We start from the raw sequence: 23,439 nt of genomic DNA on the forward strand, positions 1-23,439 counted from the left end.
GGTCAGGCTGCCGACAGGCCGGCGATCTCGGCCAGCCGGGCGCTGTCGCGAACCGAGAGAATTCGCCCCTTCCAGGCGATGCAATCACTATCCGTAAGGCGCCTAAGTGTCTTGTTGGTGTGCACGAGCGAGAGACCAAGCGTATCGGCCAGATGCTGCTGGGTAAGCGGGAACTCGATCCTGTTGTCGCGGGCAAGGCCCAGGGCGCGCACACGCTGACTGAGAGTCAAAACGACAAAGGCCAGGCGCTCCAACGCCGAACGGCGCCCGAGGGTCAACATCTGTTCGTCGTGATCGCGCTCCTGGGCGGCGGCAAATCTAGCCAGCGCGGTGACCGGATTGTGGGAGTCGCCGAAGAAGCCCTCGGAGAGCAGACGACCGAGTGATACGGCGCTGTAGCGAACGGCCGTCAGTGCCTCGACGCCGTGATCAAGCACGGGAAAGAGGACGCTCTGAAACCCGATGATATCGCCGGGGAGAAAGTAGCCGAGGATCTGTCGCCGCCCATCGGCCAGCGACTTGTAGCGAAAGGCCCAACCTTCCAGCACGATCAGTGGCCCGAACGCAGGGGCTCCTTCCCTGAACAGCGGCGTGCCGGCCGCCGCAAAGCACGCTCTTGTTTCCTGCGTCCTGTGAACCGCAGTGAAGGTCTCTTCCCTTAAAGTATCCATCCATCGATCCGGTGCCGCTGCACCGTCTTGCCTTGCTCATTTCATGCTGTCTCAGCAAAGACAACATGATTCCCGTGCTTTCGTTCCCGTTGGTCCGGAAAGCGGCGAGTTGATGGCAAGATCGGGACTTGTGACATACACCGGAGCAAAAGGCAGATGTAGATGGAGCGGCCATCAGATGAGGTAGTCCCGCCAATACATCACCGGGGAGGACCAGCACCTAGGGGAACGAAAACAGGCCCGTGTGGGACACGGGCCTGCTTGTCGACCATGCGGGAAGGGGCTCAGGCCCAGGCGGCATGCACCTTCGGTTCGCGCTCCCAGAAGCGCAGCGCGCGGCACGCCTCCACGAACGATTTCGCGTCCGCTTCTGTCTTCAGCGCCACGAAGCCATCGTCCATGTCGGCCGTTACGCCGGCCTTCTCGAACAGCGTCATCGCAGGCTCGGAATAGGCGATAAACTTCGCATGGGCGAACGCGTCGTTGACGAAGTCCTTGGCGGTCGCCTCGTTGGCCAGCGTGTCGACGCCGTCGGCCCCCGGGAGGATCGCGACGGCGTCATAGAGCACCGACGGCCCGCCGTTGATCTTCTGCTTTGCCTCGATCCAGGTCCCGTCGCTGGCCTCGACACCTCCGACCATCGGAGCGACGAACTCGATGAGCGCGCCTTCTGCCTCCAGCGCCGACTTGAGCGCTTTCACCGTGGCGATATCGGTCCCGTCGGTGACCAGGCAGCCGACCTTCCGGCCGGCGAAGCTCTCCGGCCCGTTGAGGATGATGGACAGCTTCGGCGAGGCTTCCAGGTCCGTCTTGGCGGGCCGTGCGGCGTCGGCCGGCTTCGGCATGTCCTTCAGCCGGAGACCCTTGGCCACCTTGTGCGCGAGTTCCTCGTCGATGTTGAGAAGGTGCGACACCACGCGAGCTCGGATCGCCGGCGTTTCGACCTTCGACAGCTCGAAGGTGAGCGCCGCCGCGATATGGGTCTGCTCGATCTCCGTCTGGGAGATGTAGAACTGGCGCGCCTGGCTGTAATGGTCGGAAAACCGCTCGGACCTTACCCGTCCCTTTTCGCCGTCGATGGCCTCGGGATGGGCTGACAGGCCCTTTGCCGTCTCGCGCGGGCCACCGGCCTCGCCACCCCAGGAATTGGGCTCGTAGTTGGCCCGTCCCTTCGGGTTGGTCATCGCCATGTGGCCGTCCTGCTGGAAGTGGTGGAACGGGCACCGCGGCGCGTTGATGGGCAGGTGGGTGAAGTTCGGGCCGCCGAGACGCTTCAGCTGGGTGTCGAGATAGGAGAAGTTGCGCCCCTGCAAGAGCGGATCGTTCGTAAAGTCGATGCCGGGCACGATGTTGCCGGTCATGAAGGCGACCTGCTCGGTCTCGGCGAAGAAGTTGTCGACGCAGCGATCGAGAACGAGGCGGCCGACCACGCGGATCGGCACGATCTCTTCCGGAATGATCTTGGTCGCATCGAGCACGTCGAAATCGAAATTGTCCGCGAACTCCTCGTCGAAGAGCTGCAGGCCGAGTTCCCATTCGGGATAGTCGCCCATCTGGATGGCGTCCCAGAGATCGCGGCGGTGGAAGTCGGGATCGGCACCGTTCAGCTTGAGCGCCTCGTTCCAGACGACCGACTGCAGGCCCTGCTTGGGCTTCCAGTGAAACTTGACGAAAGTCGACTTGCCCTCGGCATTGACCATCCGGAAGGTGTGGACGCCGAAGCCCTCCATGAAGCGGAACGATCGCGGGATCGTCCGGTCGGACATGATCCACATGACCATGTTCATGGCCTCCGGCATGAGGGACATGAAGTCCCAGAAATTGTCATGCGCGGTCTGGGCTTGCGGGAAGCCGCGATCGGGCTCCTGCTTGGCTGCATGAATCAGGTCCGGGAACTTGATCGCATCCTGGATGAAGAAGACCGGGATGTTGTTGCCGACGATGTCCCAGTTGCCTTCCTTGGTGTAGAGCTTCACCGCGAAGCCGCGCACGTCGCGGGCCAGGTCGGCCGAGCCCTTGTTGCCGGCGACCGTGGAGAAGCGGACGAAGGCCTCGGTCTTCTCGCCGGCGCGCTGGAAGATGTCGGCGCTGGTGATGTCGGACAGCGATTCGTAAGTCTCGAAGAAGCCATGGGCACCGAAGCCCCGAGCGTGCACCACCCGCTCGGGAATGCGCTCGTGGTCGAAATGGAAGATCTTCTCGCGGAAGTGCTGATCCTCCATCAGGGTCGGACCACGCGTGCCGGCCCTGAGGGAATTCTGGTCGTCGGACACGGGAGTGCCCTGCTGCGTGGTCAGCGGCGGGACGTCGCCGCCGGCGACCTGGTGGACCTCGCCACCGGTGCCCACGAGAACCTTCTCGTCGGAGAAGGTTGCCTCGGTTCGTTCGCTGTTGCGGTGTCCGGCCATGGGAGAACCTCGCCTCGTCTGCGTCGTGCCTGTCGGATTGCAAGCCGGTGTCGGCAGCCGCTCGTCGGCGCGGACCCGGGTCTCGCTGGAACACGGAGGACGAAGCGAAGGTTCCGGATGAAGGCTGGTTTTGTTCAAACTCCAGGCTTGGACGATTGCGAAGCTGAAACGAATCGCTGGGTTGATCGCTGCCCTCTCAGGGCTCCCGGCGCAGGCGGTCCCAGACTTCTGCCGAAACGGCTCCGAAAGCCGTGGTGAGGACCAGGGCAACGGCTAGACCGCCGATCCATGGCACGAAGAAGACGGCAAGAAGTACGAAGAAGCCGGCGATCAGCCACCCGACCTGGCTGGCGCCGCCGGGATCGCCGCTGCGCATCAGCCGGCGGACGCCAAGCCCGATGGCGAGAGAGCCGGCCGCGAGCGCGAACAGCTTTCCAAGGGCTAGAACCGTCAGGACAGCAAAGCCGATGGGCATGCCCACGACGGATACGATCGCCGCAACCGCCAGGACGCTGGCGACAAGCAGCTGCGCCAGGCCACGGGCGAAGTTGGAGAGTGGCTTGGCCACCGCACGCGTAGCCGCGGAAATCCCGAAGCCAGGAAAGGCGATCTGCACGGCCAAAAGCAGGACGATGATCGCGGTCAGCCAGGACAGCGCGAGGAAGATGCCGATGCCGATCAGCGCGAACACGATCCGCCGCAAGTTCGGCAGATGCAGTTCCAGTCGTCGGACCTCGCCCTCGATGACGGCGCCCTCGGCGATCTGGGGTTCCTGGCCGCTGCGGTAGACCAGGTCGCCACCGATGCGGGCATTCGGGCCGATGACGATGCTTTCCGCCACCAGATCCACCTTGCCGTCGACCGATCCTTCGAGGGTAAATGTTCGCGCCGCCGCGCGCAGGCTTCTACTGACCTGGCCGCGTACGGTGATCCGCTCGGCAGCCAGCCGTGCGTCGCCCTCGACGAGACCGTCTGGCGCAATAAGGACGTCGCGGCCAGCCGCCATCACGTCGTCCTCGATGCGCCCGTCGATAGTCAGCGAGGCGGCTGCGGCGATGAGGTCGGCGATGCTGCCGCCGTTCACCGTGATTTCGCCTCCGGCGACGATGGCTGTCCCGACTTGCGCTTGCGTGAACGTGACGCTCCGACCGGCCGCGAAGACGTCGTCGGGCACGGTCGCCGTGATGGTTACGGCTTTGCCGGCAAGGAACTGCATGTCGTTGCGGTCGGCAGACAGGACGACCGACTCGCGTTCCGCCAGCGGATTGTCGGGAAGGGTCTGGGCGGCGCCGGGCGCTGCGAGCGTGAGGCAGGCAACCAAGGCCGCCGCTGGCAGCAGGATTTCCGCGATGAGGCGCCGCAAGCGCAGCGCAGTCCGTGTTCCGGCCATGCTCGGCGTCTCCCCACCCAATGCTGCCATTTCGGCCGCGCTCGATCCTGCTCCGGTCGGGGGCGCGAGATCAAGTTTCCGGATCGCGGGGCAAGCCTGGATGGGCTGGAGCCGGCGATGCCCCTTGGCTTGCCTTCGACGGGCGGCGGGCCCATCTCCCTAGCATTGGAGGCGATGGACCCGCATAGGACCGGCTTCTTTGGAATAAGTATAATTTAAGGTCTGAGGGTTTCGGCTTCTGTAGTTCCGAGTTGTTCTAAATTGACGTTGCTTCTTTTTTCTTGACGGGTCAGCCCCAGAGTGTGTTTTTTGTCGCTGAGTTGAGCGGCCTGCCTTCAGGGCGGTCCGTCCTTGTCTCTGAGGCGTCGATGATCGTTTGCTCGTGCAATGCCCTGTCGGACGGTGACATCCGCGAAGCGGTGGACCGGGTGCGCGCCGTGCGTCCCTACGGGCCGATCACGGTTGGTGAGCTTTATCGGGCGCTGGGCGTTCGTCCCAAATGCGGGACGTGCCTCTGTCACGCGACCGAACACGCGAAGCGGCACGACACCGCCGGCGATGGCCAGTGCTGTCAGTGCCCCGGTTCGCAGTGTTGGTCCTGCCATCACGCTGAGGCGAAGCCGGGGGCCGACGTCGTCGCGGCCTGATCGACCGATCCCGGGTGCGGCCGTCTGCCGCCCGGGCAGTCATGCTCACAGACATCAATCGCATCGATGAATGTGCTTCCCGCTTAGCAAGAGGCCGGGAGGCTGAACCGGTTTGAGTAGGAGCCTGGCTATGTCGCCCAATCCGCGCACCCTTGTCCTCGCTGCAGCCGTCGCGGTTGGCCTGGGCGGATCCGCCCTCGCCACCGACGTGGTCAACATCTATTCCTCACGCCACTATGACAACGACGAGCAGCTCTATGCGGGCTTCGAGAAGGCCACCGGCATCAAGGTGAACCGGATCGAGGACAGCGCCGACGTTCTCATTGCGCGCATGAAGAGCGAGGGGCGGAACAGCCCGGCCGACGTCTTCATCGCCACCGATGCCGGCCGACTGTGGCGCGCCGAGGAGGCGGGACTGCTGCAGCCGGCGGCCTCTGAATATGTGGTCTCGCGGGTGCCGGAGCACGTCCGCCATCCCGACGGCCAATGGACCGGCTACTCCAAGCGCGCCCGGATCATCTTCTACGATAAGGCGGATGTCAGCGAACCGCCGCAGACCTATGCCGACCTGGCCGATCCGCGGTTCAAAGATCGGGTCTGCACCCGGTCCAGCTCCAACATCTACATGCTGTCGCTGCTGGCCTCGATCATCGAGAACGAAGGCGAGGACGCCGCCGAGGCCTGGGCGCAGTCCGTGTGGGACAACCGCGCCCGGGATCCCCAGGGTGGGGACACCGACCAGCTGCGCGCGATCGTCTCCGGCGAATGCGACGTTGTGCTGTCCAACCACTACTATTTCGTGCGGGGCGTGGCCGAGGACGTTCCGGGCCTTACCGGACAGACTGATCAGATCGGCTGGGTGTTCCCGAACCAGGACACCACCGGCACCCACGTCAACATCTCCGGTGCGGGCATGGCGGTGAACGCCCCTCACCCCGACACCGCGATCAAGTTCCTGGACTATCTCGCGACGCCCGACGCGCAGCGCTATTTCGCCGCCGGCAATTTCGAGTTCCCCGTCGTGGGCGATGTGGAGGAAGCGGGCCCGGTCGCCGATCTCGGCCGCTTTAGGGAAGACACCATGAACCTGGCCAGGCTCGGCGAAAACCAGGCGCTCGCCCAGGAAATCTACGACCGGGTCGGCTACAAGTAAGGCCTTTCCGGCCGACCCCGCCTTTGCAGCCGGTCAGCTGCCGGAGCCGGGGCGGGTCCTGGCAATCTGGCGACTGAGCAGCAAGACCGGCAGCAGCCCGACCGCCATAATGACCAAGGATGGGGTCGAGGCTTCGGCGAGGCGCTCGTCTGACGCCAGCCGGTAGGCCTGGATCGCCAGCGTGTCGAAGTTGAACGGCCGCATGATCAGCGTGGCCGGCAGCTCCTTGAGAATGTCGACGAAGACGATCAGCGCGGCCGTCAGAACGCCTCCGGATATCAGCGGCAAGTGCACACGGAACAGGAGCCGGCCCGTGCCTGCTCCCAGCGTCCGGGCGGCCTCGTCGATGGACAGGGTGATCTTCCCGAGACTGGCTTCGAGCGTGTTCAGCGCCACAGCCATGAAGCGGACCATATAGGCGAACACAAGCGCTGCGATGGTGCCTGTAAGGAGCAGGCCGGTGGATATGCCGAGCGTTGCGCGCATCCATGCATCCAGCGCGTTGTCGAAGGTGGTGAGCGGGATCAGGAGGCCAACCGCGATGATCGAGCCCGGCATGGCGTAGCCGAGCGATACCAGTCGGTTGGCGATGGTCGACTGGATCCCCGGGCGGCTGCGCGCCGCGTAAGCCAGGACGAGGCCGACGAGAACGGTCGCGAACGCTCCGCATCCGGCAAGCGTGAACGAGTTCAGGATCAGCGTCAGATAGCGCTCGCCGAACAACGCATGGGCGTTGAGGTAGCTCAGGCGCCCGAGGATGATCAGCGGCAGCAGAAAGCCGAGCGCAATCGGCAGGAAACACGCAGCCGTCGCCAGCCAAGCGCGGGTCCCTTCCAGCCGATATTCAGGCAGGGTGTCGAAGCGGCGGCCGCTGTCGAAGCCCCGTCCCCCACGCTGCATGCGTTCCGTGAGCAGGATGACGAGCACCACGCCGACGAGTGACAGCGACAGCTGCGCGGCGGCCACCCGGTCCCCCATCGAGAACCAGGCCCGGTAGATACCGGTGGTGAAGGTCTGCACCCCGAAGTGGGCAACGGTTCCGAAGTCGGCGAGCGTCTCCATCAGGGCCAGCGACACGCCGACGGCAATTGCGGGCCGTGCCATCGGCAACGCCACCCTGAAGAACGCCGTCCAAGGAGTCCGGCCGAGCGTTCGTGCGACCTCGAGGGTGCAGGCCGACTGCTGCAGGAAGGCGGCGCGTGCCAGCAGGTAGACGTAGGGGTAGAGCACCAGCGTGAACACCACGGCGGCGCCTTCAAGGGATCGGATTTCCGGGAACCAGTAGTCCCGCGGCCCCCAGCCGGTAAGGGCGCGCAGCCAGGTCTGCACCGGACCGGGATGCTGAAGGAAGTCAGTGTAGGCGTAGGCGATTACGTAGGCCGGTGCGGCGAAGGGCAGGATCAGGGCCCATTCCAGCACGCGCTTGCCGGGAAATCGGCACATGGTCACGAGCCACGCCGTTCCGGTTCCGATGACGAATACGCCGACCGTCACCGCAACAACCAGCACCACCGTGTTGATGACGTAGAGGGGCAGGACCGTCGCGGCCAGATGGGCCCAGGTTCCGCTTCCCGCCCCGAACGCTGCTGCCACCACGGCAATGATCGGCGACAGCAGGACCAGCGAGACGCTCAGCGCCACCCACGCGAGCCAGCCGGCCTTTCGGCGTGGCACGGCAACCGGCTCCGGCCAGGCGATGGCAGCCGGATTGGGGTCCGCCACGTCGGTCATCGCGGGCCTCTGAGGGCGGGGCCATGGGATGCGGTCGACGGGATTGGGAACAGGGAATTGGACACTGCGGATACCGATCGGGCGCGCGCTCTCCGCAGGCGCACGGGAGCCGGACTGGACCTCGGCAACGAGGAAGAGGCCCTTCGGGTCGGCCCGCCAGAAATCCGGACGCCAGCCGAAAGCGCTTCATAGCCGGGTAGCGTGGCGCTGAAAAGCCAAACGCCACAGTCTGTTACTGGAATAATTAAAAAGAGAAGGCTTTGAATCGGCCGTGATCCTGTTCGCTGATCCGGCGCTGCCGGCCCGCCTCCCTCGCGCCGGCGTGCTCGGTGCCGGACAAGCAGCCCTCCACCGCGCCTGTCGAAGGAAAAAGATGATCCAAGGCAAGGAACTTCGAGCGGTGGCAGGCGATAACGCAAAGCCCTTGCCGCTCGCCGCCGGGTGCGGCGAGGTCTGGACGAGTGATTGGGGTGGCGGCATCTCCCAATGCCGCGATCAACCGAGGAGAGTGAGATGAAGGTCCCGAACGACGCCAAGATCGTGGTTGCCGATGGTGAGCGCGCCCTGTTCCTGCGCAACGGCGGCGACGAGGAGTTGATCGATCTGCGCGTGGTCGATCACGAGGAGATCGACAATCCACCGACGCGCGAGCAGGGAACCGACAAGCCCGGCCGCTTCAACGATGCCGGGCCCGGGCGCAGCGCGGTGGCGGATACCGATTGGCATGAGCTGGAAAAGGAACGCTTCGCCCACCATCTCGCGGAGCGACTGCAGAAGCTGGTACACAACAAGCCGCACGCGAAGCTGGTGATCGTCGCGGCGCCAAAGGTTCTCGGCGAGATCCGCTCGGCCCTTCACAAGGAGGTGGAAGCGAGCGTGATCGCAGACCTGGCCAAGGACCTGACGAACCACCCGATCGACGAGATCGAGAAGATCATCCAGGCGAACTGACCGGCTGTGCGCGGAGGCTTTTCCCTCCGCGCCGTGGCCATGGTCAGTCGCGCCAGAACGCCGGCGAGATGAGCACGATCGCCGTCATGATCTCCAGGCGGCCGATCAGCATCAAGAACGCCAGGATCCAGGTTGCCGCCTCGTTCAGGGTCTCGAACGTGCCGGCAGGGCCGATGATCTGGCCGAGCCCCGGGCCGACATTGGACAGCGCCGTGACGACGCCGGTCAGCGAGGTCATGAAGTCGAGACCGAGCGCGCAGAGAACCAGCGTCATCACCGCGAGAATGCCGAAGAAGGCCACCAGGAAGGTAACGACGGAATCGAACACGTCCGGATCCACGTGGCGTTCGCCGTAGCGCAGCGGAATGACGGCGTTGGGATAGACCAGGCGGGACAGCGCGCGTCGGAAGGCGTGCCAGATAATGACAAGGCGATAGACCTTGATGCCGCCCGAGGTGGAGCCGGAGCAGCCTCCGATGAAGGTGAGCAGGAAGAAGAGGCCAACGGCGAACGTGCCCCACAGGCTGTAGTCTTCCGAAGCGAAGCCCGTCGTGGTGATGATGGAGACCACGTTGAAGGTGGCTCGCGACAGCGACTGCAGGAAGCTGAGTTCGGAGTTCGCGAAGACCCAGACGGCCAGGAGCATCGAAACGACGGCGATGCCCATGGTGTAGTAGCGGACCTGGACGTCGCGCAGCAGCGACAGTCGGCCACGCAGCACGAATTCCACGTAGAGGACGAAGGGCAGGGCGCCCGCGAGCATGAAGACGATCGCCGCCCAGATCAGCCCGAGATTGTCCCCGTAGTAGCCGAACGACGAATCGTGAGTGGAGAAGCCGCCCGTTGCGACGGTGGTCATCGCGTGGTTGACGGCGTCGAACGGATCCATGCCCAGGGCCGCGTAGACCAGCGCGCAGGCGGCGGTCAGCACCGCATAAAAGGCCACCAGAGCAGCCGTGAGATTGACCATCCGGGGCACCGCCTTGTCGGAGCGGTCTGAGGATTCGGTACGGAAGAACTGCATCCCGCCGACCCGCAGGAACGGAAAGAGGAACAGTCCGATCGCGACGATACCGATGCCGCCGAGCCATTGCAGCATGGAGCGCCAGATCAGGATCCCGCGCGGCATGGTGTCCAGGCCTGTCAGCACGGTCGAACCGGTACTGGTCAGGCCAGACATGGCCTCGAAGAAGCCTTCCGCCGGCGTGATCTGCAGTGGCGAGAGCCAGAAAGGCAATGCGGCGACGACCGCCGTCACCGACCAGAGAATTGTGGTGAGCAGGAAGCCGAAACGCGGGGAGAAGGTCGGCAGTGGCTGGCGCATCGACACGATGCCCAACAGCGACACGGCGAACACGCCGATGCTAGATCCCATGAACACGACCCAGTCGTCGTTGCCATCCGCGATGTCGACGAACGCCGGTATCAACATCGCCACGGCGACGTGAAGGGCGAAAAAGCTCGCGATATAGAGACTGGGACGAAGGTACTGGAGCGCCTGCATCGGCCCTCGGCCGTCACTGAGGCCCGCCCGGACACGGGTCCGGGCCAGGCGGGATCTGGCCGCGCGCGGCCGGCGGACGCCGCCGGATCGCTGATTGCGGCGCTGCGGCATTCGTCGCCGCCAGCATTAGCGGATCGCCGGGTAAGGGACAACCGCCGCGATGGACCCGCAGGTTCGCCGCGCAGGCGTCGCGAAGATGTGCGAGGAGTGGGCCTCTGCCCCTGACGGCATGGCGCGCGTATTGCTAGGTTGGGTGGCGAATGAAGGAGGGCGAGAAGCGATGGAGCATGGAAGCGAGGTCCCGTTCCTGCGGGAAGTGGTCGTTTTCCTCGTGACCGCGGGCGTGGTGGTTCCGCTCTTCCAGCGGCTCAAGATCAGCCCGATCCTCGGCTTCCTGGTTGCCGGCATCCTTATCGGGCCGTTCGGCATCGGCCGCTTCGCCGACGCCGTGCCCTGGCTGCAGTACGCGACGATCCCGGACGTGGAAGGGGTAGCCCATCTCGCCGAACTCGGCGTCGTTTTCCTGCTCTTCATGATCGGCCTCGAGCTGTCGCTGCAGCGGCTGTGGGCGATGCGGCGCATGGTATTCGGCTTCGGCGCGCTTCAGGTCGTCGTCACGGGCGCGGTGGTCTGGGCGCTCTCCCGCGCCATCGGTCTGGGCGGTCCGGCCTCGATTGCCATCGGTGCCTGCCTGGCGTTGTCCTCCACAGCCATTGTCACCGAACTGCTCGTGGAGCGGCGGCGGCTCGCATCGCCGCCTGGGCGCGCCGCCTTCTCCGTGCTTCTATTTCAGGATCTGGCCGTGGTGCCAATCTTGTTCGTGATCGGTGCGCTCGGCGCGCGCGATCAGGACGGCCTGCTGCTCGACCTTCTGATTGCCATGCTGGAGGCTGCCGCCGCCATCGCGGTGATCCTCGGCGCGGGACGGATCGTGGTGCGGCCCTTCCTGCGCTTCGTCGGCGCCAGCCGCAACCGGGAGGTCTTCACTGCAGCCGCGCTGCTGATCATCCTCGGCACGGCCACCGCCACCTCCTTTGCCGGACTGTCCATGGCGCTGGGTGCCTTCCTGGCCGGCCTGGTCTTTTCCGATACGGAATTCCGGCATCAGATCGAAGCGGACATCGAACCCTTCAAGGGTCTGTTTCTCGGCCTCTTTTTCGTTTCGGTCGGCATGACGATCGATCCGGCCTTCGTCGCGGCGAACCCGCTGACGATCCTTGCGCTCACCGTTGGAATCTTCGTGCTCAAGGCCGTGTTGCTCATCGGTATCGGTCTGGCGACCCGCCAGCCGGTTCCGATCGCGGTGGAGACCGGCCTGCTTCTGGGACAGGTGGGCGAGTTCGCCCTCGTCGGGCTCGGCGCGGCGACCGTGCTGGGCGTCATTCCACGCGACATCTCGGCCCTTCTTGTCGTGGTTGCGGGTGCCAGCATGGCGGTCACGCCGATGCTCGTGCCCTTCGCCGAAGATCTCGGCAAGCGGCTCGATGCGCGCAGTCTCAAGGGTCAGCTCGGCCGCCTGGACGAGGGTGCCGAGATCGAGGACCACGTCATCATTGCCGGCTTCGGGCGGGTCGGCCAGCTTCTCGGCGAGGTCCTCGACCACCAGAAGGCCCCCTATGTCGCCCTCGACGTGAACGGCCCCGCGGTGGCCTCGCTGCGGCGGTCCGGACTACCGGTCTATTTCGGCGACACGAGCCGGGTGGACGTGCTGAAACGCGCCGGCATAGAGAACGCGTCGGCGGTGGTGGTCACCATGGACGACCCCAAAGCGGCAGAGAACATCGTGCGCGCGGTGCGTCGCGACGGCCACAAGGTGCCGATCATTGCGCGGGCGCGGGACCGGGCGCACGCCGAACGGCTGTTCGCGCTCGGCGCCGACGAGGTGATCCCGGAAACCGTCGAGGCATCGTTGCATCTCGGCGAGGTGATGCTGCGCGGTCTCGGCCTGCCGCAGGACGCCGCCCGGATGGCCATCGGTGATCTGCGCGATCGCGAGCGCGCCGCGCTGGACGGCTTCCGCGGAGCATCGCGGACCAGCGCCTGAGTCTGGCAGGTTGCCCGGATGGCGGGCCAACCGCGTCCGAAGCGGCAACGGTGTCAGAGCGGGACGGTGGTTCGCGAGGTCCCGGCGGTGGAGGGCGCGCCCGCCAGCCAGACATCAAGGAAGTTGCAAAGCCACGCGCGCACCGGAGGATCGAATACGGCCCGCCCGGCGAAATGGTCGCGCCGCTGGCGCGCCCCGGGCAACTGCATGCGCGCGGAGGCCTTGGTGGTCCAGCGGTGCATCATGGCAAGCGTCAGTTCAGGGTGAAACTGGATGCCGTAGGCAGTCTCGCCGACGCGGAAGGCCTGGTGCTCGAAGTGCTCACCGCGGGCCAGAAGCGTCGCGCCGCTGTCGGGGATGGCCATTCCTTCGCGGTGCCACTGATAGACCTTGCCCGGCCAGTCCATCAGGCCTTCGCCTTCCGGGGTCGGGTGAAGGTCGTAATAGCCGATCTCGACGAGCTCGTTTGGATGGAAACCGACCTGGCCGCCGATCTTTCGGCACAGCATCTGCGCACCCAGACAGATTCCGAGGAATGGCACGTTTTCCTTGAGCGGCACTTCGATGAAGTCGATCTCCTGCTTCACGAAGGCATCGGTGTCGTTGCTGCTCATCGGGCCGCCGAAGATCACGCAGCCGGAATAGCCCTCGAGCGTGTCGGGCAGCGTGTCGCCGAGCGGCGGACGGCGGATGTCCAGCCGGTATCCGCGCTCGCGCAGCATCAGGCCGACGCGGCCCGGAGAGGAGCGTTCCTGATGCAGCACGATGAGGATCTCACCGGACGGTTCGGCCATCCTCGGCAGCGGTATCGTCATCGGGTCATCGATCTCCAGCCAGCCGGCGTCCCAGGTCGGTCCCGCAGGGGACCGAACCCGCAGCACCAGCCTCAGTCGGCATTCCTGTCCATGCGGGCTTCGACGCGCTTCTTGATTTCGATGCGCTCACGGGACGTGACGCCGAGAAGCTCGGCGACGCGCCAGACGGTGTTGTCCTCGAATTCCGAGATCCGGCCGTCGGCAAAACCCATTTCCCACATCATCTCGACGACCTGCTTGCGCCCGTCCTCGTCAAGGACACGTTTCAGGACGGAGGTGAAGCCGTACAGGTCGACAGCTTCTTCGTCGCGCTGCTTTGCCAGCTTGACGAGAGCTTCGGTGTCGTCCGGCGTCAGATCATAGTGGTTGGTCAGGACTTCGCGCAACACGCGGCGCTCGTCCTCCGTGATCTCGCCGTCGATGGCGACGAGATGCACCAGGAGTGCGGCCACGGCCACGCGGTGGTCGTCGGGGCCAAACGCGCGATCATCGTGGTCGGCGTCGTCGAACTGGAGCCACTCGCGGATGGCCTTGAGCATAAGGGGTCGTCCTTGCGTCTGGGCGCGCCGGCCGTAAGGAAGGCGATGGCCCCGTCAAAAAGGGCCGGTGCAGGAACCGAGCCATCCTGAAGGAAACGTCGAGAACGGCTTCGCGATCCCTGCCAGCGTGGCCGTCATCCCCGGAGGTAGCGTCGATCCATCCGGGCTGCAAGCGCGGGGCACGCGCGTTCACTTCGGATCGCGGCCGCGACACGGGCTGTTGAGCGGACTTCATTTCCCCGACGAGGGCTCCGGCGGCACTCTGCCCGCGGCCCGGCAGACGGGGCCGAAACGGGGAGACTGAACCATGAGACCTTTGCGCTTGGCCGCTGTGGCCGCCTTTGCCATCGGGCTGTCAACGGCCGCCTGGGCTGGCGAGCAATATGTCGACAAGACCGGATTCGCGGCGTCGGGCTATGACGTGGTGGCCTATTTTGATCTGGAGCAGGCGCCCGTGGGCGAAAGGCAGCCGGCGGCTGTGCCCGGCCGCAAGGACATTACGGCGACCTACAACGGCGCCACCTTCGCCTTTTCCAGCGAGGCCAACCGGGAGAGGTTCGAGGCCGATCCGGCGAAGTATGCGCCGGCCTTCGACGGACACTGCGCCTACGGTGTCGCCAAGGGCGGCAAGGTGCCGGGCAATCCCGATCTCTGGCGCATCGTTGACGGCACCCTCTATCTGAACATCACGCCGAATGTCGTGACCTTCTGGGAGGAAGACATCCCCGGCAACATCCAGACGGCGGATACGAACTGGAGCGGCATCGAGAACGAAGCGGCCTCGGAAAAGGCCGTGCCGAAGTTCGACACGTCGGCCGCGCCGGTCGGCGGATAGATCAGCCGGTGGTCAGAGCCGCCAGTGCGGCGCGCAGCGCCGGGGCCAGCGGCATCGGCCGTCGCGTCTCCCGGTCCACATAGACGTGAACGAAGAAGCCTTCCGCGGCGGCGCGCTCCTCGTCGTTGCGGAAGAGCCCCACGTCGTAACGCACCGACGATTTGCCGAGCCGCGCCACGCGCAGGCCGGCGGTGACCACGTCGGGAAACGCCATCTCAGCGAAGTAGCGACAGCCCGTCTCCACCACCAGTCCCACCTGCGTTCCGGAGCGGATGTCCAGGACGCCGGCCTCGATCAGCCAGCCGTTCACGGCTGTGTCGAACAGCGAATAGTGGACCACGTTGTTCATGTGTCCGTAGACGTCGTTGTCCATCCACCGGGTCCCGATGGTGCGGAACGCCCGGTAGTCACCGCGGTGCCCTGGCCCAGGCCTGGGCTTGTCGGTGGCCTCTTCTGACATCTGCGGGTCATCTCCGGGGAGGGCGGGTCTCGTCGGACCGGTCCCGCGAGTGTGGCCGATGAGGGCGGAAGCCGTCCAGACCGACTTGCGCCTCACACAGAGCCGTCCGGCTGCCTTGGTCAGGAACCCGCTATCGCGCTTCGTGCCTTCGACACGGCCATGGGCACGGACGGCTCGTAGGTGACGTCGGGCGGTCTGATCCCGTGGCCGAACAGCATGCGACGCGCCTCCCGCCGGGTGCCGGCAAGGCAGACCCGTACGCCGCGGCGGCGCGCCTTGGCGACCATGCCGGCGATGGTGTTTGCGGCGGTGGAATCGAGGAACGGGACGGCGGAAAAGTCGATGACCAGGGCGCGGTGGGTGTCGGCGATCCGATCCAGCACCGAACCGATGGACGCGGCCGCCCCGAAGAAGAACGCCCCGTTGATCCGGTACACCACCACTTCGGGATCGGCGCCGCCTTCCGCATAGGCCATCCGTTCGCCGCTCTCGTCGGCCTGGTCTTCCGCAACGAAGGGCTGCGCGGTCTCGATGGCCGTGGTCTTCGACATGCGGTGGATGAACAGCACCGAGCCGATGGCGAAACCGACCACGATGCCCTCCGTCAGATCGCGGAAGATGGTCAGCAGGAAGGTTGCCAGGAGCACCACGGCGTCGCCGCGCGAAACGCGCAGAAGCGTCGCAAAGGCGTGCTTCTCGATCATGTTCCAGGCGACCACGGCGAGCACGCCGGCGAGGCTGGCCAGCGGGATGTAGCTCGCCAGCGGCGCTGCGACGAGAATGAACAGGAGCAGGAATGCTGAGTGCAGGATGCCGGCCATCGGTCCGTGCGCCCCGGAGCGCACGTTGGTGGCGGTGCGCGCGATGGTGCCGGTGACGCAGATGCCGCCGAACAGACCAGACGCGACGTTGGCGATGCCCTGGGCGACGAGCTCGCAATTGGAGCGGTGGCGCCGGCCGGTCATGCCATCGGCAACAACCGCCGACAGCAGCGATTCGATGGAACCGAGAAGGGCGAAGGCGATGGCGCTGGGCAGAACGGCAGCCATTTTTTCTGCCGTGACGTCCGGCAGCGACGGTGCCGGCAGCGCGCTCGGGATGCCACCGAACTCGGTGCCGACCGTCGCGACAGGAAGGCCCGCCAGTGCAGCCGCCAACGTGGCTCCCGTCACCGCGATCAGCAGGCCGGGCCAGTGGGGCCGCAGCCGTTTGAGGACGACGATCACGGCGATCGTGGCCAGCGCGAGCCCGACGGTGGCTGGATCGGCTGTTGGTGCGGCAGCCCACAGGACGGGGATCTTGTCGAGGAGCGGGCCGGGTTCGGCGCCGGCGAGCGTCAGCCCGAACAGGTCTTTGAGCTGGCTGGCGAAGATGATCACGGCGATGCCGGCGGTGAAGCCGACGGTGACCGGATAGGGAATGAACTTGATGTAGGTGCCGAGGCGCAGGAGGCCGATGGTCGCCAGGATGAGCCCCGACAGGATCGTCGCGAGGAACAGGCCCTCGATGCCGTGCGCTTGCACGGTCGCCGCCACCAGCACGATGAACGCTCCGGCCGGCCCGCCGATCTGGAAGCGGCTGCCGCCGAGCAGCGAGACGAAGAAGCCGCCGACAATGGCCGTGTAGAGGCCCTGGGCGGGCGTGGCGCCCGAGGCGATGGCGATCGCCATGGACAGCGGCAGGGCGACGATGGCAACCGTCAGCCCGGCGACCGCGTCGGCCCGCAGCTGGGGAAGGCCGTAGCCTTCCCGCAGGACGGTCACGAGCTTTGGGGTGAACAGCTCGGCGAAACTTGGTCCTGCCGGCTGTGCGGTGATGGTGGCCATGATCACCCCTGGCGCGGTGGAGCCGGCTCCTTGAGGCGGACGCCGCGTCCACCGGCGGAGCTGGTCGCGTTGTCGCCGATCAGGTCGATGCCGAGCGCGTCCAGCGCTTCCACGACCCGGGTCAGGCTTTCCACCACGCCGCGCACGTTGCCCTGGCTCGCTTCCATGCGCTGGATGGTCGGAAGCGACACGCCAGCCTTCTCGGCCAGGGCCTTCTGGTCGATGCCGAGCAGGGCCCGGGCGGCGCGAAGCTGGGCTGATGTGATCACGGAGGGCAGCCTCTCACATATCTGAAAGGCTACTCTATCTAGCTAGAGTGATGTTTCAAACATCAGTTATGACGGTTTTGATGCGGCATGCAGTCGCAGAGACTGCGCGCTCGGGTTGGCTGCACCTCGATCGCGAAGGCCCAGGTGGGCGCCCTGTTCACACGCTCATGTTGGCGCGGATGCGGTCCTCGTCCATGTCGGCGCGGTTGCCGGCCATGACGATCTCGCCGCGCTCCATCACCGCGAAGGTGTCGGCGAGGTCGCGGGCGAACTCGAAATACTGTTCCACCAGCAGGATCGCCATGTCGCCGCGCTTCCTGAGATACTCGATGGCGTGGCCGATCTGGATGATGATCGAGGGCTGGATGCCTTCCGTCGGCTCGTCGAGGAGGAGAAGTTTCGGCCGGCGCACCATGGCGCGGCCGATGGCGAGCTGCTGCTGCTGGCCGCCGGAGAGGTCGCCGCCGCGCCGGCCCAGCATCTGCTTCAGGATCGGGAACAGCTCGAACACGTCGTCGGGAATGGTGCGTTCCGAGGACGGCAGGCCGGCGAACCCAGTCTGCAGGTTTTCGCCGACGGTCAGCAGCGGAAAGATCTCGCGGCCCTGGGGCACCATGGCGAGGCCCTTGCGGGCGCGGTCGTAAGGCGGGCTGGAGCCGAGCGGCTTGCCGTCCCAGACGATGGCGCCGCCGGAGATGGCGTGCTGTCCCATGATGGCGCGCAACAGCGAGGTCTTGCCGACGCCGTTGCGGCCCATCAGGCAGGTGACCTGGCCCGGCTGGCAGGCGAGGCTGACGCCGCGGAGCGCGTGGGCGGCGCCGTAGTGGAGGTGAACGTCCTGAACTTCCAGCATGATCAGCGCCCCAGATAGACGTCGATGACGCGCTTGTCGGCGCTGACGTGGTCGAGGGCGCCCTCGGCCAGCACCGAGCCCTCGTGCAGCACCGTCACCTTCACGTCGAGATCGCGGACGAACGCCATGTCGTGCTCGACGACGATGACAGTGTGGCTCTTCGCGATATCGACAAGGAGCTTGGCTGTCTCGGCGGTTTCCGAATCCGTCATGCCCGCCACCGGTTCGTCCACCAGCAGCAGGCGCGGGTCCTGGGCCAGCAGCATGCCGATCTCCAGCCACTGCTTCTGGCCGTGCGAGAGGTTGGCCGCGGTCTCCTTCTGCAGGTGACCGAGCCGGATGGTGTCCAGCACCTCGTCGATGCGGGCGTTCTGCTCGCGATCGAGCCGGGCCAGCAAAAGGTGGAAAGGTGATCGGCTTTCCTTGAGCGCCAGCGCGATGTTGGTGCGCACGGTGTGTTTCTCGAACACGGTGGGCTTCTGAAATTTGCGACCGATGCCCCGGTTGGCGATGGCCGCCTCGTCGAGCTCGGTCAGGTCGACGGAGCCGTCGAACAGGATGGTGCCTTCATCGGGCCGGGTCTTGCCGGTGATGCAGTCCATCATCGTGGTCTTGCCGGCTCCGTTCGGTCCGATGATGGCCCGCATCTCGCCCTGCTCCAGAACCATGGACAGATTGTTGAGGGCCTTGAAGCCATCGAACGAAACGCTGACGCCGTCGAGATAGAGAAGCGAGGAGGTCATGCTCATTGCGCGGCTCCCTGGCCGGCGGTTGCCGCATCGTCCGGCTCGATGCCGGCTTCCCGCCTGGCGGACGCGCGCGCCGCGCTCTCGCTCTGCTCCGCCGCGAGACGACGCTGCCGCCGGCGGTCGATCATCCCGAAGAAGGGGCCCATGATGCCCCGCGGCAGGAAGATGGTGACGACGACGAAGAGCGCGCCAAGGACAAACAGCCAGAGCTCCGGAAACGCGCCGGTGAAATAGGTCTTGCCGAAATTGACCAGAACCGCGCCGACGATGGATCCCACCAGCGTGCCGCGGCCGCCGACGGCCACCCAGATCACCGCCTCGATGGAGTTGCCCGGCGCGAACTCGCTGGGATTGATGATGCCGACCTGCGGCACGTAGAGCGCGCCCGCCACGCCGGCCATCGCCGCCGACACCGTCCAGACGATGAGCTTGTAGTGCTCCACCCGGTAGCCGATGAAGCGGGCGCGTGCTTCCGCGTCGCGTACCGCCACCAGCGCCTGTCCGAAGCGCGAGCGCACCATCCAGATGCACAGGAGAAGCCCCAGCGAAACGGCCAGCGCAGTGGCGAAGAACAACGCGGCCCGCGTCTCCGCACTCTGGATATTGAAGCCGAGGATGTCCTTGAAGTCGGTCAGGCCGTTGTTGCCGCCGAAGCCCATCTCGTTGCGGAAGAAGGCCAGCATCAGCGCGAAGGTCATCGCCTGGGTGATGATGGAGAGATAGACGCCGGTGACCCGGGACCGGAATGCGAGCCAGCCGAACACGAAGGCGAGCAGGCCGGGAACCAGGATCACCATCGCCGCGGCGAACCAGAAACTGTCGAAGCCCAGCCAGTACCAGGGCAGGCTGTCCCAGTTCAGGAACACCATGAAGTCGGGCAGCAGCGGGTTGGCGTAGACGCCGCGGTCGCCGATCTGGCGCATCAGGTACATGCCCATGGCGTAGCCGCCGAGCGCGAAGAAGGCGCCGTGGCCGAGCGTGAGGATCCCGCCGAAACCCCAGACGAGGTCGATGGACAGCGCCAGAAGCGCGAACGCCAGGTACTTCCCCATCAGGCTCATGACGTAGGTGGGGACATGCCAGGCGTGGTCGGCCGGCAGGCCCAGGTTCAGGTAGATCACCACGAGCGAGCCGACCAGCAGGATGGCGATCGCGCCGACGGCGAAGCGCGTCAGGAGTGTGGGGGAGATTGTGGTCATCAACCCTCCGCCGCGCGGCCCTTTTGCGGGAAGAGCCCGCGCGGCCGTTTCTGGATGAACAGGATGATCAGGACGAGAACCAGGATCTTGCCGAGCACGGCGCCGGCATAGGGCTCCAGGAACTTGTTGAGGATGCCGAGCGACAGCGCCCCGACAAAGGTGCCCCACAGATTGCCGACACCGCCGAACACCACGACCAGGAACGAGTCGATGATGTAGCCCTGGCCGAGGTTCGGGGAGACGTTGTCGATCTGGGATAGCGCGACACCGGCGATGCCGGCCACGCCGGAGCCCAGCCCGAAGGTCAGCGCGTCGGTCCATGGCGTGCGGATGCCCATGGTCGAGGCCATCCGCCGGTTCTGGGTGACAGCCCGGATCTGCAGGCCGAAAGCGGTGCGCTGCAGGAGCAGCACCAGCAGGCCGAAGACGATCAGCGAGAAGATCACGATCGACAGCCGCGAGTAGGTGATCGACATGCCGCCCAGCTGGAAGGCGCCGGACATCCAGTCCGGATTGCCGACCTCGCGGTTGGAGGCGCCGAAGAGGACGCGGACCGCCTGCTGCAGAATCAGCGAAATGCCCCAGGTGGCCAAGAGCGTCTCCAGCGGCCGTCCGTAGAGCCAGCGGATCACCGAACGCTCGATCAGGATGCCGATCAGGCCGGAGACGCAGAAGGCCAGTGGCAGGGCGATGGCCAGTGAGGCCTCGAACAACCCGGGATAGTGGATGCGGATCGTCTCCTGCACGACGAAGGTCGTGTAGGCGCCCAGCATCACCATCTCGCCGTGGGCCATGTTGATGACGCCCATCACGCCGAAGGTGATGGCGAGCCCGATTGCCGCGAGCAGCAGCACAGAGCCCAGCGAGATGCCGAACCAGACATTCTGGGCCACTTCCCAGAAGGCGAGCTGGCGCTCGACACCGGCGATCAGCCGGTTGGCGCGCTCGGAAAGCTCCGGATCGGATGCGGCCAGGGTGAGCAGCTGAAGCGCTTGCCGATCTCCCAGCGCGGCCACCGTTTCCATGGCTGCGCGCTTGTCTTCGAGGGAGGCGTCGGAGCGCAGGAGGGAGGCGGCGAGCGCGCGCTCCATGGTCTGCCGCACGCTGGCGTCGGTCTCTTCGGCGAGGGCCGCGCGCAGCGGCTCGATGTTGTCGGCGGAGGCCGCGGCCAGCATCTCGCGTGCGGCCGTCTGCCGGATGGCCGGGTCGTCGGCGCGCAAGGTCATTCCCGCAACGACCTCGTCCACCAGGTTGCGCAGATTGTTGTTGATCGAGATGCGCCGGGTGTCGCGCCGGCGGAGCTCGCCGAGCACTTCGCCGGTCAGCGGGTCGATGGCGACGGTCTCGCCGCCGCGTTTTTCAACGCGCACGATCCGGTCGTCGGACTTCCGGACTTCGAGGTTGCCTGCCCGAAACGACTGAAGCAGGGCCGCGGCGGCCGGGTTGCCGGTGGCTGCGATGGCACGGATGCCTTCGGCGGTCTTGTCGAAGTCGCGGCCATTGTTGAGGCCAGACAGGAGGGGCCGGAGGTCCTCGGCGCCATGCTCCGATTGGGCGTGAACCGCGGCGGGAGCGAGAAGGAATAGGACGAGCGCGAGACACGCGAGCGCTGCGAGAAAGGCTCGCGACCGGTTGGGTGCATCCGGCGGGCGGACCGACATGGCGTTTCCGTGGGCTGGGTTGCTGTTGGCCGGAAGCGGCGCCGGCGGGCGGCTGTGCGGGGCCGCGGCGAAGACGGCGCGGGAAAGAGCTCCCCGCGCCGCCCTTGCGTCAGATCGCGATCAGGAGGCGCCGCCGCACTGACCGGTCTCGGTGTTGAAGTTTCCGCAGCCCAGCGGCTCGCGCCAGTCGGAGATCAGCGGCTTGGAGTCCGGCAGGTAGTCGGACCATGCATCGCCCGGCACCAGGCCCGGCGTTTCCCACACGATGCCGAACTGGCCGTCGTCCTGGATCTCGCCGATCAGCACGGGCTTGGTGATGTGGTGGTTCGGCATCATTGCCGAATAGCCGCCCGAGAGGTTCGGGACAGCCACGCCGATCATCGCGTCGATGACCGCGTCCGGGTCGGTCGTGCCGGCCTTCTCGACCGCCTTAACCCACATGTTGAAGCCGATATAGTGGGCTTCCATCGGGTCGTTGGAGACGCGGTCGTCGTCGCCGATGAACTCCAGCCAGGAATCGATGAAGTCGTCGTTCTCCGGCGTGTCCAGCGACATGAAGTAGTTCCATGCGGCGAGGTGGCCGACCAGCGGTGCGGTATCGATGCCGGCGAGTTCCTCCTCACCCACGGAGAACGCCACCACCGGGATGTCGGTGGCCTCGATGCCCTGGTTCGCGAGCTCCTTGTAGAACGGCACGTTGGCGTCACCGTTGATGGTGGAGACCACCGCCGTCTTCTTGCCGGCCGAGCCGAACGCCTTGATCTCGGACACGATCGACTGCCAGTCGGAGTGACCGAACGGCGTGTAGTTGATCATGATGTCTTCTTCGGCGACGCCGTTGTCCTTGAGGTACTGCTCAAGGATCTTGTTGGTCGTGCGCGGGTAGACGTAGTCGGTGCCGGCCAGCACCCAGCGCTCGACACCCTGATCGGCCAGGTAGTCCACGGCCGGGATGGCCTGCTGGTTCGGCGCGGCACCGGTATAGAAGATGTTTTTGGAAGACTCCTCGCCCTCATACTGGACCGGGTAGAAGAGGAGGCCATTGAGTTCCTCGAACACCGGCAGCACGGACTTGCGCGACACCGAGGTCCAGCAGCCGAAGACCGCGGCCACCTTGTCCTGAGAGATGAGCTGGCGCGCCTTCTCCGCGAACAGCGGCCAGTCGGAGGCCGGGTCGACCACGACGGCCTCGAGCTTCTTGCCCAGAAGTCCGCCCTTCTCGTTCTGCTCCTCGATCAGCATCAGCATGACGTCTTTGAGCGTCGTCTCGGAAATGGCCATCGTGCCCGAGAGCGAATGCAGGATGCCGACCTTGATGGTGTCGCTGTCGTCCTGCGCGAAGGCGTTGCCGATGGACGCCCCCGCGATGCAGGCAGCCAGTGCGATCGGTTTTGCGGTTCTGCGTAGAATGCCGATCATGATCCCTCCTGAGGTGTGCGATTGGGTTGGCTCGCCGCGGCGAAGCAGGAGGGGCATTGCAACTGGAATGCCAAGCCGGTACCGCCCCGGCTCAACCAGCAGTTTTTCAGGGGAGACTGAGTGAGTCCGCCGAGTGCCCATCGAGCGGGCAGCCGACTTTTTGTGCAATCTGGGGCTGGTATCGCGCAAAAGCGCCGCCGATCGGGCATGCGAAGGCTTCAGATCGCGCATCGAAGCTCGAGTGGGTAGAAATTCTCGATATTTTGCGCAATGTCTCGTGCTGGACCTTTACCAACACAAGAATGGATACGCCCG

At 65.7% G+C, this 23,439-nt stretch carries 20 protein-coding genes; 5 read left to right on the forward strand and 15 right to left on the reverse strand.

All coding sequences use genetic code 11. The annotated features are described in order from the left end of the window. Positions 1–2: 2 nt before the first annotated feature. The 3 genes from C507_RS21895 to C507_RS0117595 form a co-directional block, all read right to left on the reverse strand. Positions 3–671, reverse strand: coding sequence for a Crp/Fnr family transcriptional regulator (locus C507_RS21895; protein ID WP_018701038.1), 669 nt, complete (start codon positions 669–671; stop codon positions 3–5). A 284-nt stretch (positions 672–955) separates the two neighbouring features. Then, complete coding sequence (gene katE / locus C507_RS0117590; protein WP_018701039.1) at positions 956–3,079, reverse strand: catalase; 2,124 nt, start codon at positions 3,077–3,079, stop codon at positions 956–958. A 196-nt stretch (positions 3,080–3,275) separates the two neighbouring features. Then, positions 3,276–4,469, reverse strand: coding sequence for a bactofilin family protein (locus C507_RS0117595; RefSeq protein WP_018701040.1), 1,194 nt, complete (start codon positions 4,467–4,469; stop codon positions 3,276–3,278). A gap of 368 nt (positions 4,470–4,837) precedes the next feature. On the opposite strand from C507_RS0117595, the gene C507_RS22885 reads away from it, so the two are divergent. Next, positions 4,838–5,116, forward strand: a complete 279-nt coding sequence (locus tag C507_RS22885) for a (2Fe-2S)-binding protein (RefSeq protein WP_083923655.1) — start codon at positions 4,838–4,840, stop codon at positions 5,114–5,116. A gap of 130 nt (positions 5,117–5,246) precedes the next feature. Beyond that, complete coding sequence (locus C507_RS0117600; RefSeq protein ID WP_018701041.1) at positions 5,247–6,269, forward strand: extracellular solute-binding protein; 1,023 nt, start codon at positions 5,247–5,249, stop codon at positions 6,267–6,269. Positions 6,270–6,302: 33 nt separating this feature from the next. Here the strand turns inward: C507_RS0117600 and C507_RS0117605 are convergent, their stop codons facing one another. Continuing rightward, positions 6,303–8,000 carry an ABC transporter permease gene (locus C507_RS0117605; protein WP_018701042.1) on the reverse strand — a complete coding sequence of 566 codons (1,698 nt, stop codon included), beginning with the start codon at positions 7,998–8,000 and terminating at the stop codon, positions 6,303–6,305. Positions 8,001–8,513: 513 nt separating this feature from the next. Here C507_RS0117605 and C507_RS0117610 point away from each other — a divergent pair. Continuing rightward, entirely contained in the window at positions 8,514–8,951 is a 438-nt protein-coding gene (locus tag C507_RS0117610) for a baeRF12 domain-containing protein (protein ID WP_018701043.1), read from the forward strand. Between the two features lie 43 nt (positions 8,952–8,994). Here the strand turns inward: C507_RS0117610 and C507_RS0117615 are convergent, their stop codons facing one another. Next, positions 8,995–10,455: a TrkH family potassium uptake protein gene (locus tag C507_RS0117615; protein ID WP_018701044.1), complete on the reverse strand. Its 1,461-nt coding sequence runs from the start codon at positions 10,453–10,455 to the stop codon at positions 8,995–8,997. 280 nt (positions 10,456–10,735) lie between these two features. Here C507_RS0117615 and C507_RS21900 point away from each other — a divergent pair, with 280 nt between their 5' ends. After that, positions 10,736–12,499, forward strand: coding sequence for a monovalent cation:proton antiporter-2 (CPA2) family protein (locus C507_RS21900; RefSeq protein WP_018701045.1), 1,764 nt, complete (start codon positions 10,736–10,738; stop codon positions 12,497–12,499). Between the two features lie 53 nt (positions 12,500–12,552). Here the strand turns inward: C507_RS21900 and C507_RS0117625 are convergent, their stop codons facing one another. Then, positions 12,553–13,314, reverse strand: a complete 762-nt coding sequence (locus C507_RS0117625; protein WP_245559711.1) for a glutamine amidotransferase — start codon at positions 13,312–13,314, stop codon at positions 12,553–12,555. A 71-nt stretch (positions 13,315–13,385) separates the two neighbouring features. Next, the gene (locus tag C507_RS0117630; protein ID WP_018701047.1) at positions 13,386–13,853 is read right to left on the reverse strand and encodes a tellurite resistance TerB family protein; all 468 of its coding nucleotides are present in this window, start codon (positions 13,851–13,853) and stop codon (positions 13,386–13,388) included. A 307-nt stretch (positions 13,854–14,160) separates the two neighbouring features. Between C507_RS0117630 and C507_RS0117635 the strand changes: the two genes are divergently transcribed. Further along, positions 14,161–14,688, forward strand: coding sequence for a YHS domain-containing (seleno)protein (locus C507_RS0117635; RefSeq protein ID WP_026319212.1), 528 nt, complete (start codon positions 14,161–14,163; stop codon positions 14,686–14,688). Between the two features lies 1 nt (position 14,689). On the opposite strand, the gene C507_RS0117640 is transcribed toward C507_RS0117635, so the two are convergent. The 8 genes from C507_RS0117640 to urtA all read right to left on the reverse strand — a co-directional run bounded on the left by C507_RS0117640 (position 14,690) and on the right by urtA (position 23,124). Next, positions 14,690–15,061, reverse strand: coding sequence for an acyl-CoA thioesterase (locus C507_RS0117640; RefSeq protein WP_018701049.1), 372 nt, complete (start codon positions 15,059–15,061; stop codon positions 14,690–14,692). Positions 15,062–15,267: 206 nt separating this feature from the next. Next, positions 15,268–16,974 (reverse strand): SulP family inorganic anion transporter, encoded by a 1,707-nt coding sequence (locus C507_RS0117645; protein WP_026319214.1) that lies wholly within the window; start codon positions 16,972–16,974, stop codon positions 15,268–15,270. Between the two features lie 2 nt (positions 16,975–16,976). Then, on the reverse strand, positions 16,977–17,243 hold the full coding sequence (locus tag C507_RS0117650) for a helix-turn-helix domain-containing protein (RefSeq protein WP_018701051.1): 267 nt from the start codon (positions 17,241–17,243) through the stop codon (positions 16,977–16,979). A 157-nt stretch (positions 17,244–17,400) separates the two neighbouring features. Beyond that, positions 17,401–18,096 carry an urea ABC transporter ATP-binding subunit UrtE gene (gene urtE, locus C507_RS0117655; protein WP_018701052.1) on the reverse strand — a complete coding sequence of 232 codons (696 nt, stop codon included), beginning with the start codon at positions 18,094–18,096 and terminating at the stop codon, positions 17,401–17,403. A gap of 2 nt (positions 18,097–18,098) precedes the next feature. Beyond that, entirely contained in the window at positions 18,099–18,845 is a 747-nt protein-coding gene (gene urtD, locus C507_RS0117660; protein WP_018701053.1) for an urea ABC transporter ATP-binding protein UrtD, read from the reverse strand. After that, positions 18,842–20,044, reverse strand: coding sequence for an urea ABC transporter permease subunit UrtC (urtC, locus tag C507_RS0117665; protein WP_018701054.1), 1,203 nt, complete (start codon positions 20,042–20,044; stop codon positions 18,842–18,844). The genes urtD and urtC overlap by 4 nt, the downstream gene beginning before the upstream one ends. After that, a complete protein-coding gene (urtB, locus tag C507_RS0117670; RefSeq protein WP_018701055.1) occupies positions 20,044–21,705 on the reverse strand; it encodes an urea ABC transporter permease subunit UrtB in 1,662 nt (553 codons plus the stop codon). Before urtB ends, urtC begins: the two co-directional genes overlap by 1 nt. A 120-nt stretch (positions 21,706–21,825) precedes the next feature. Next, positions 21,826–23,124, reverse strand: coding sequence for an urea ABC transporter substrate-binding protein (urtA, locus tag C507_RS0117675; protein WP_018701056.1), 1,299 nt, complete (start codon positions 23,122–23,124; stop codon positions 21,826–21,828). Positions 23,125–23,439 lie beyond the last annotated feature (315 nt).

It is taken from the genome of Amorphus coralli DSM 19760 (genome assembly GCF_000374525.1).
Taxonomy (GTDB): domain Bacteria; phylum Pseudomonadota; class Alphaproteobacteria; order Rhizobiales; family Amorphaceae; genus Amorphus; species Amorphus coralli.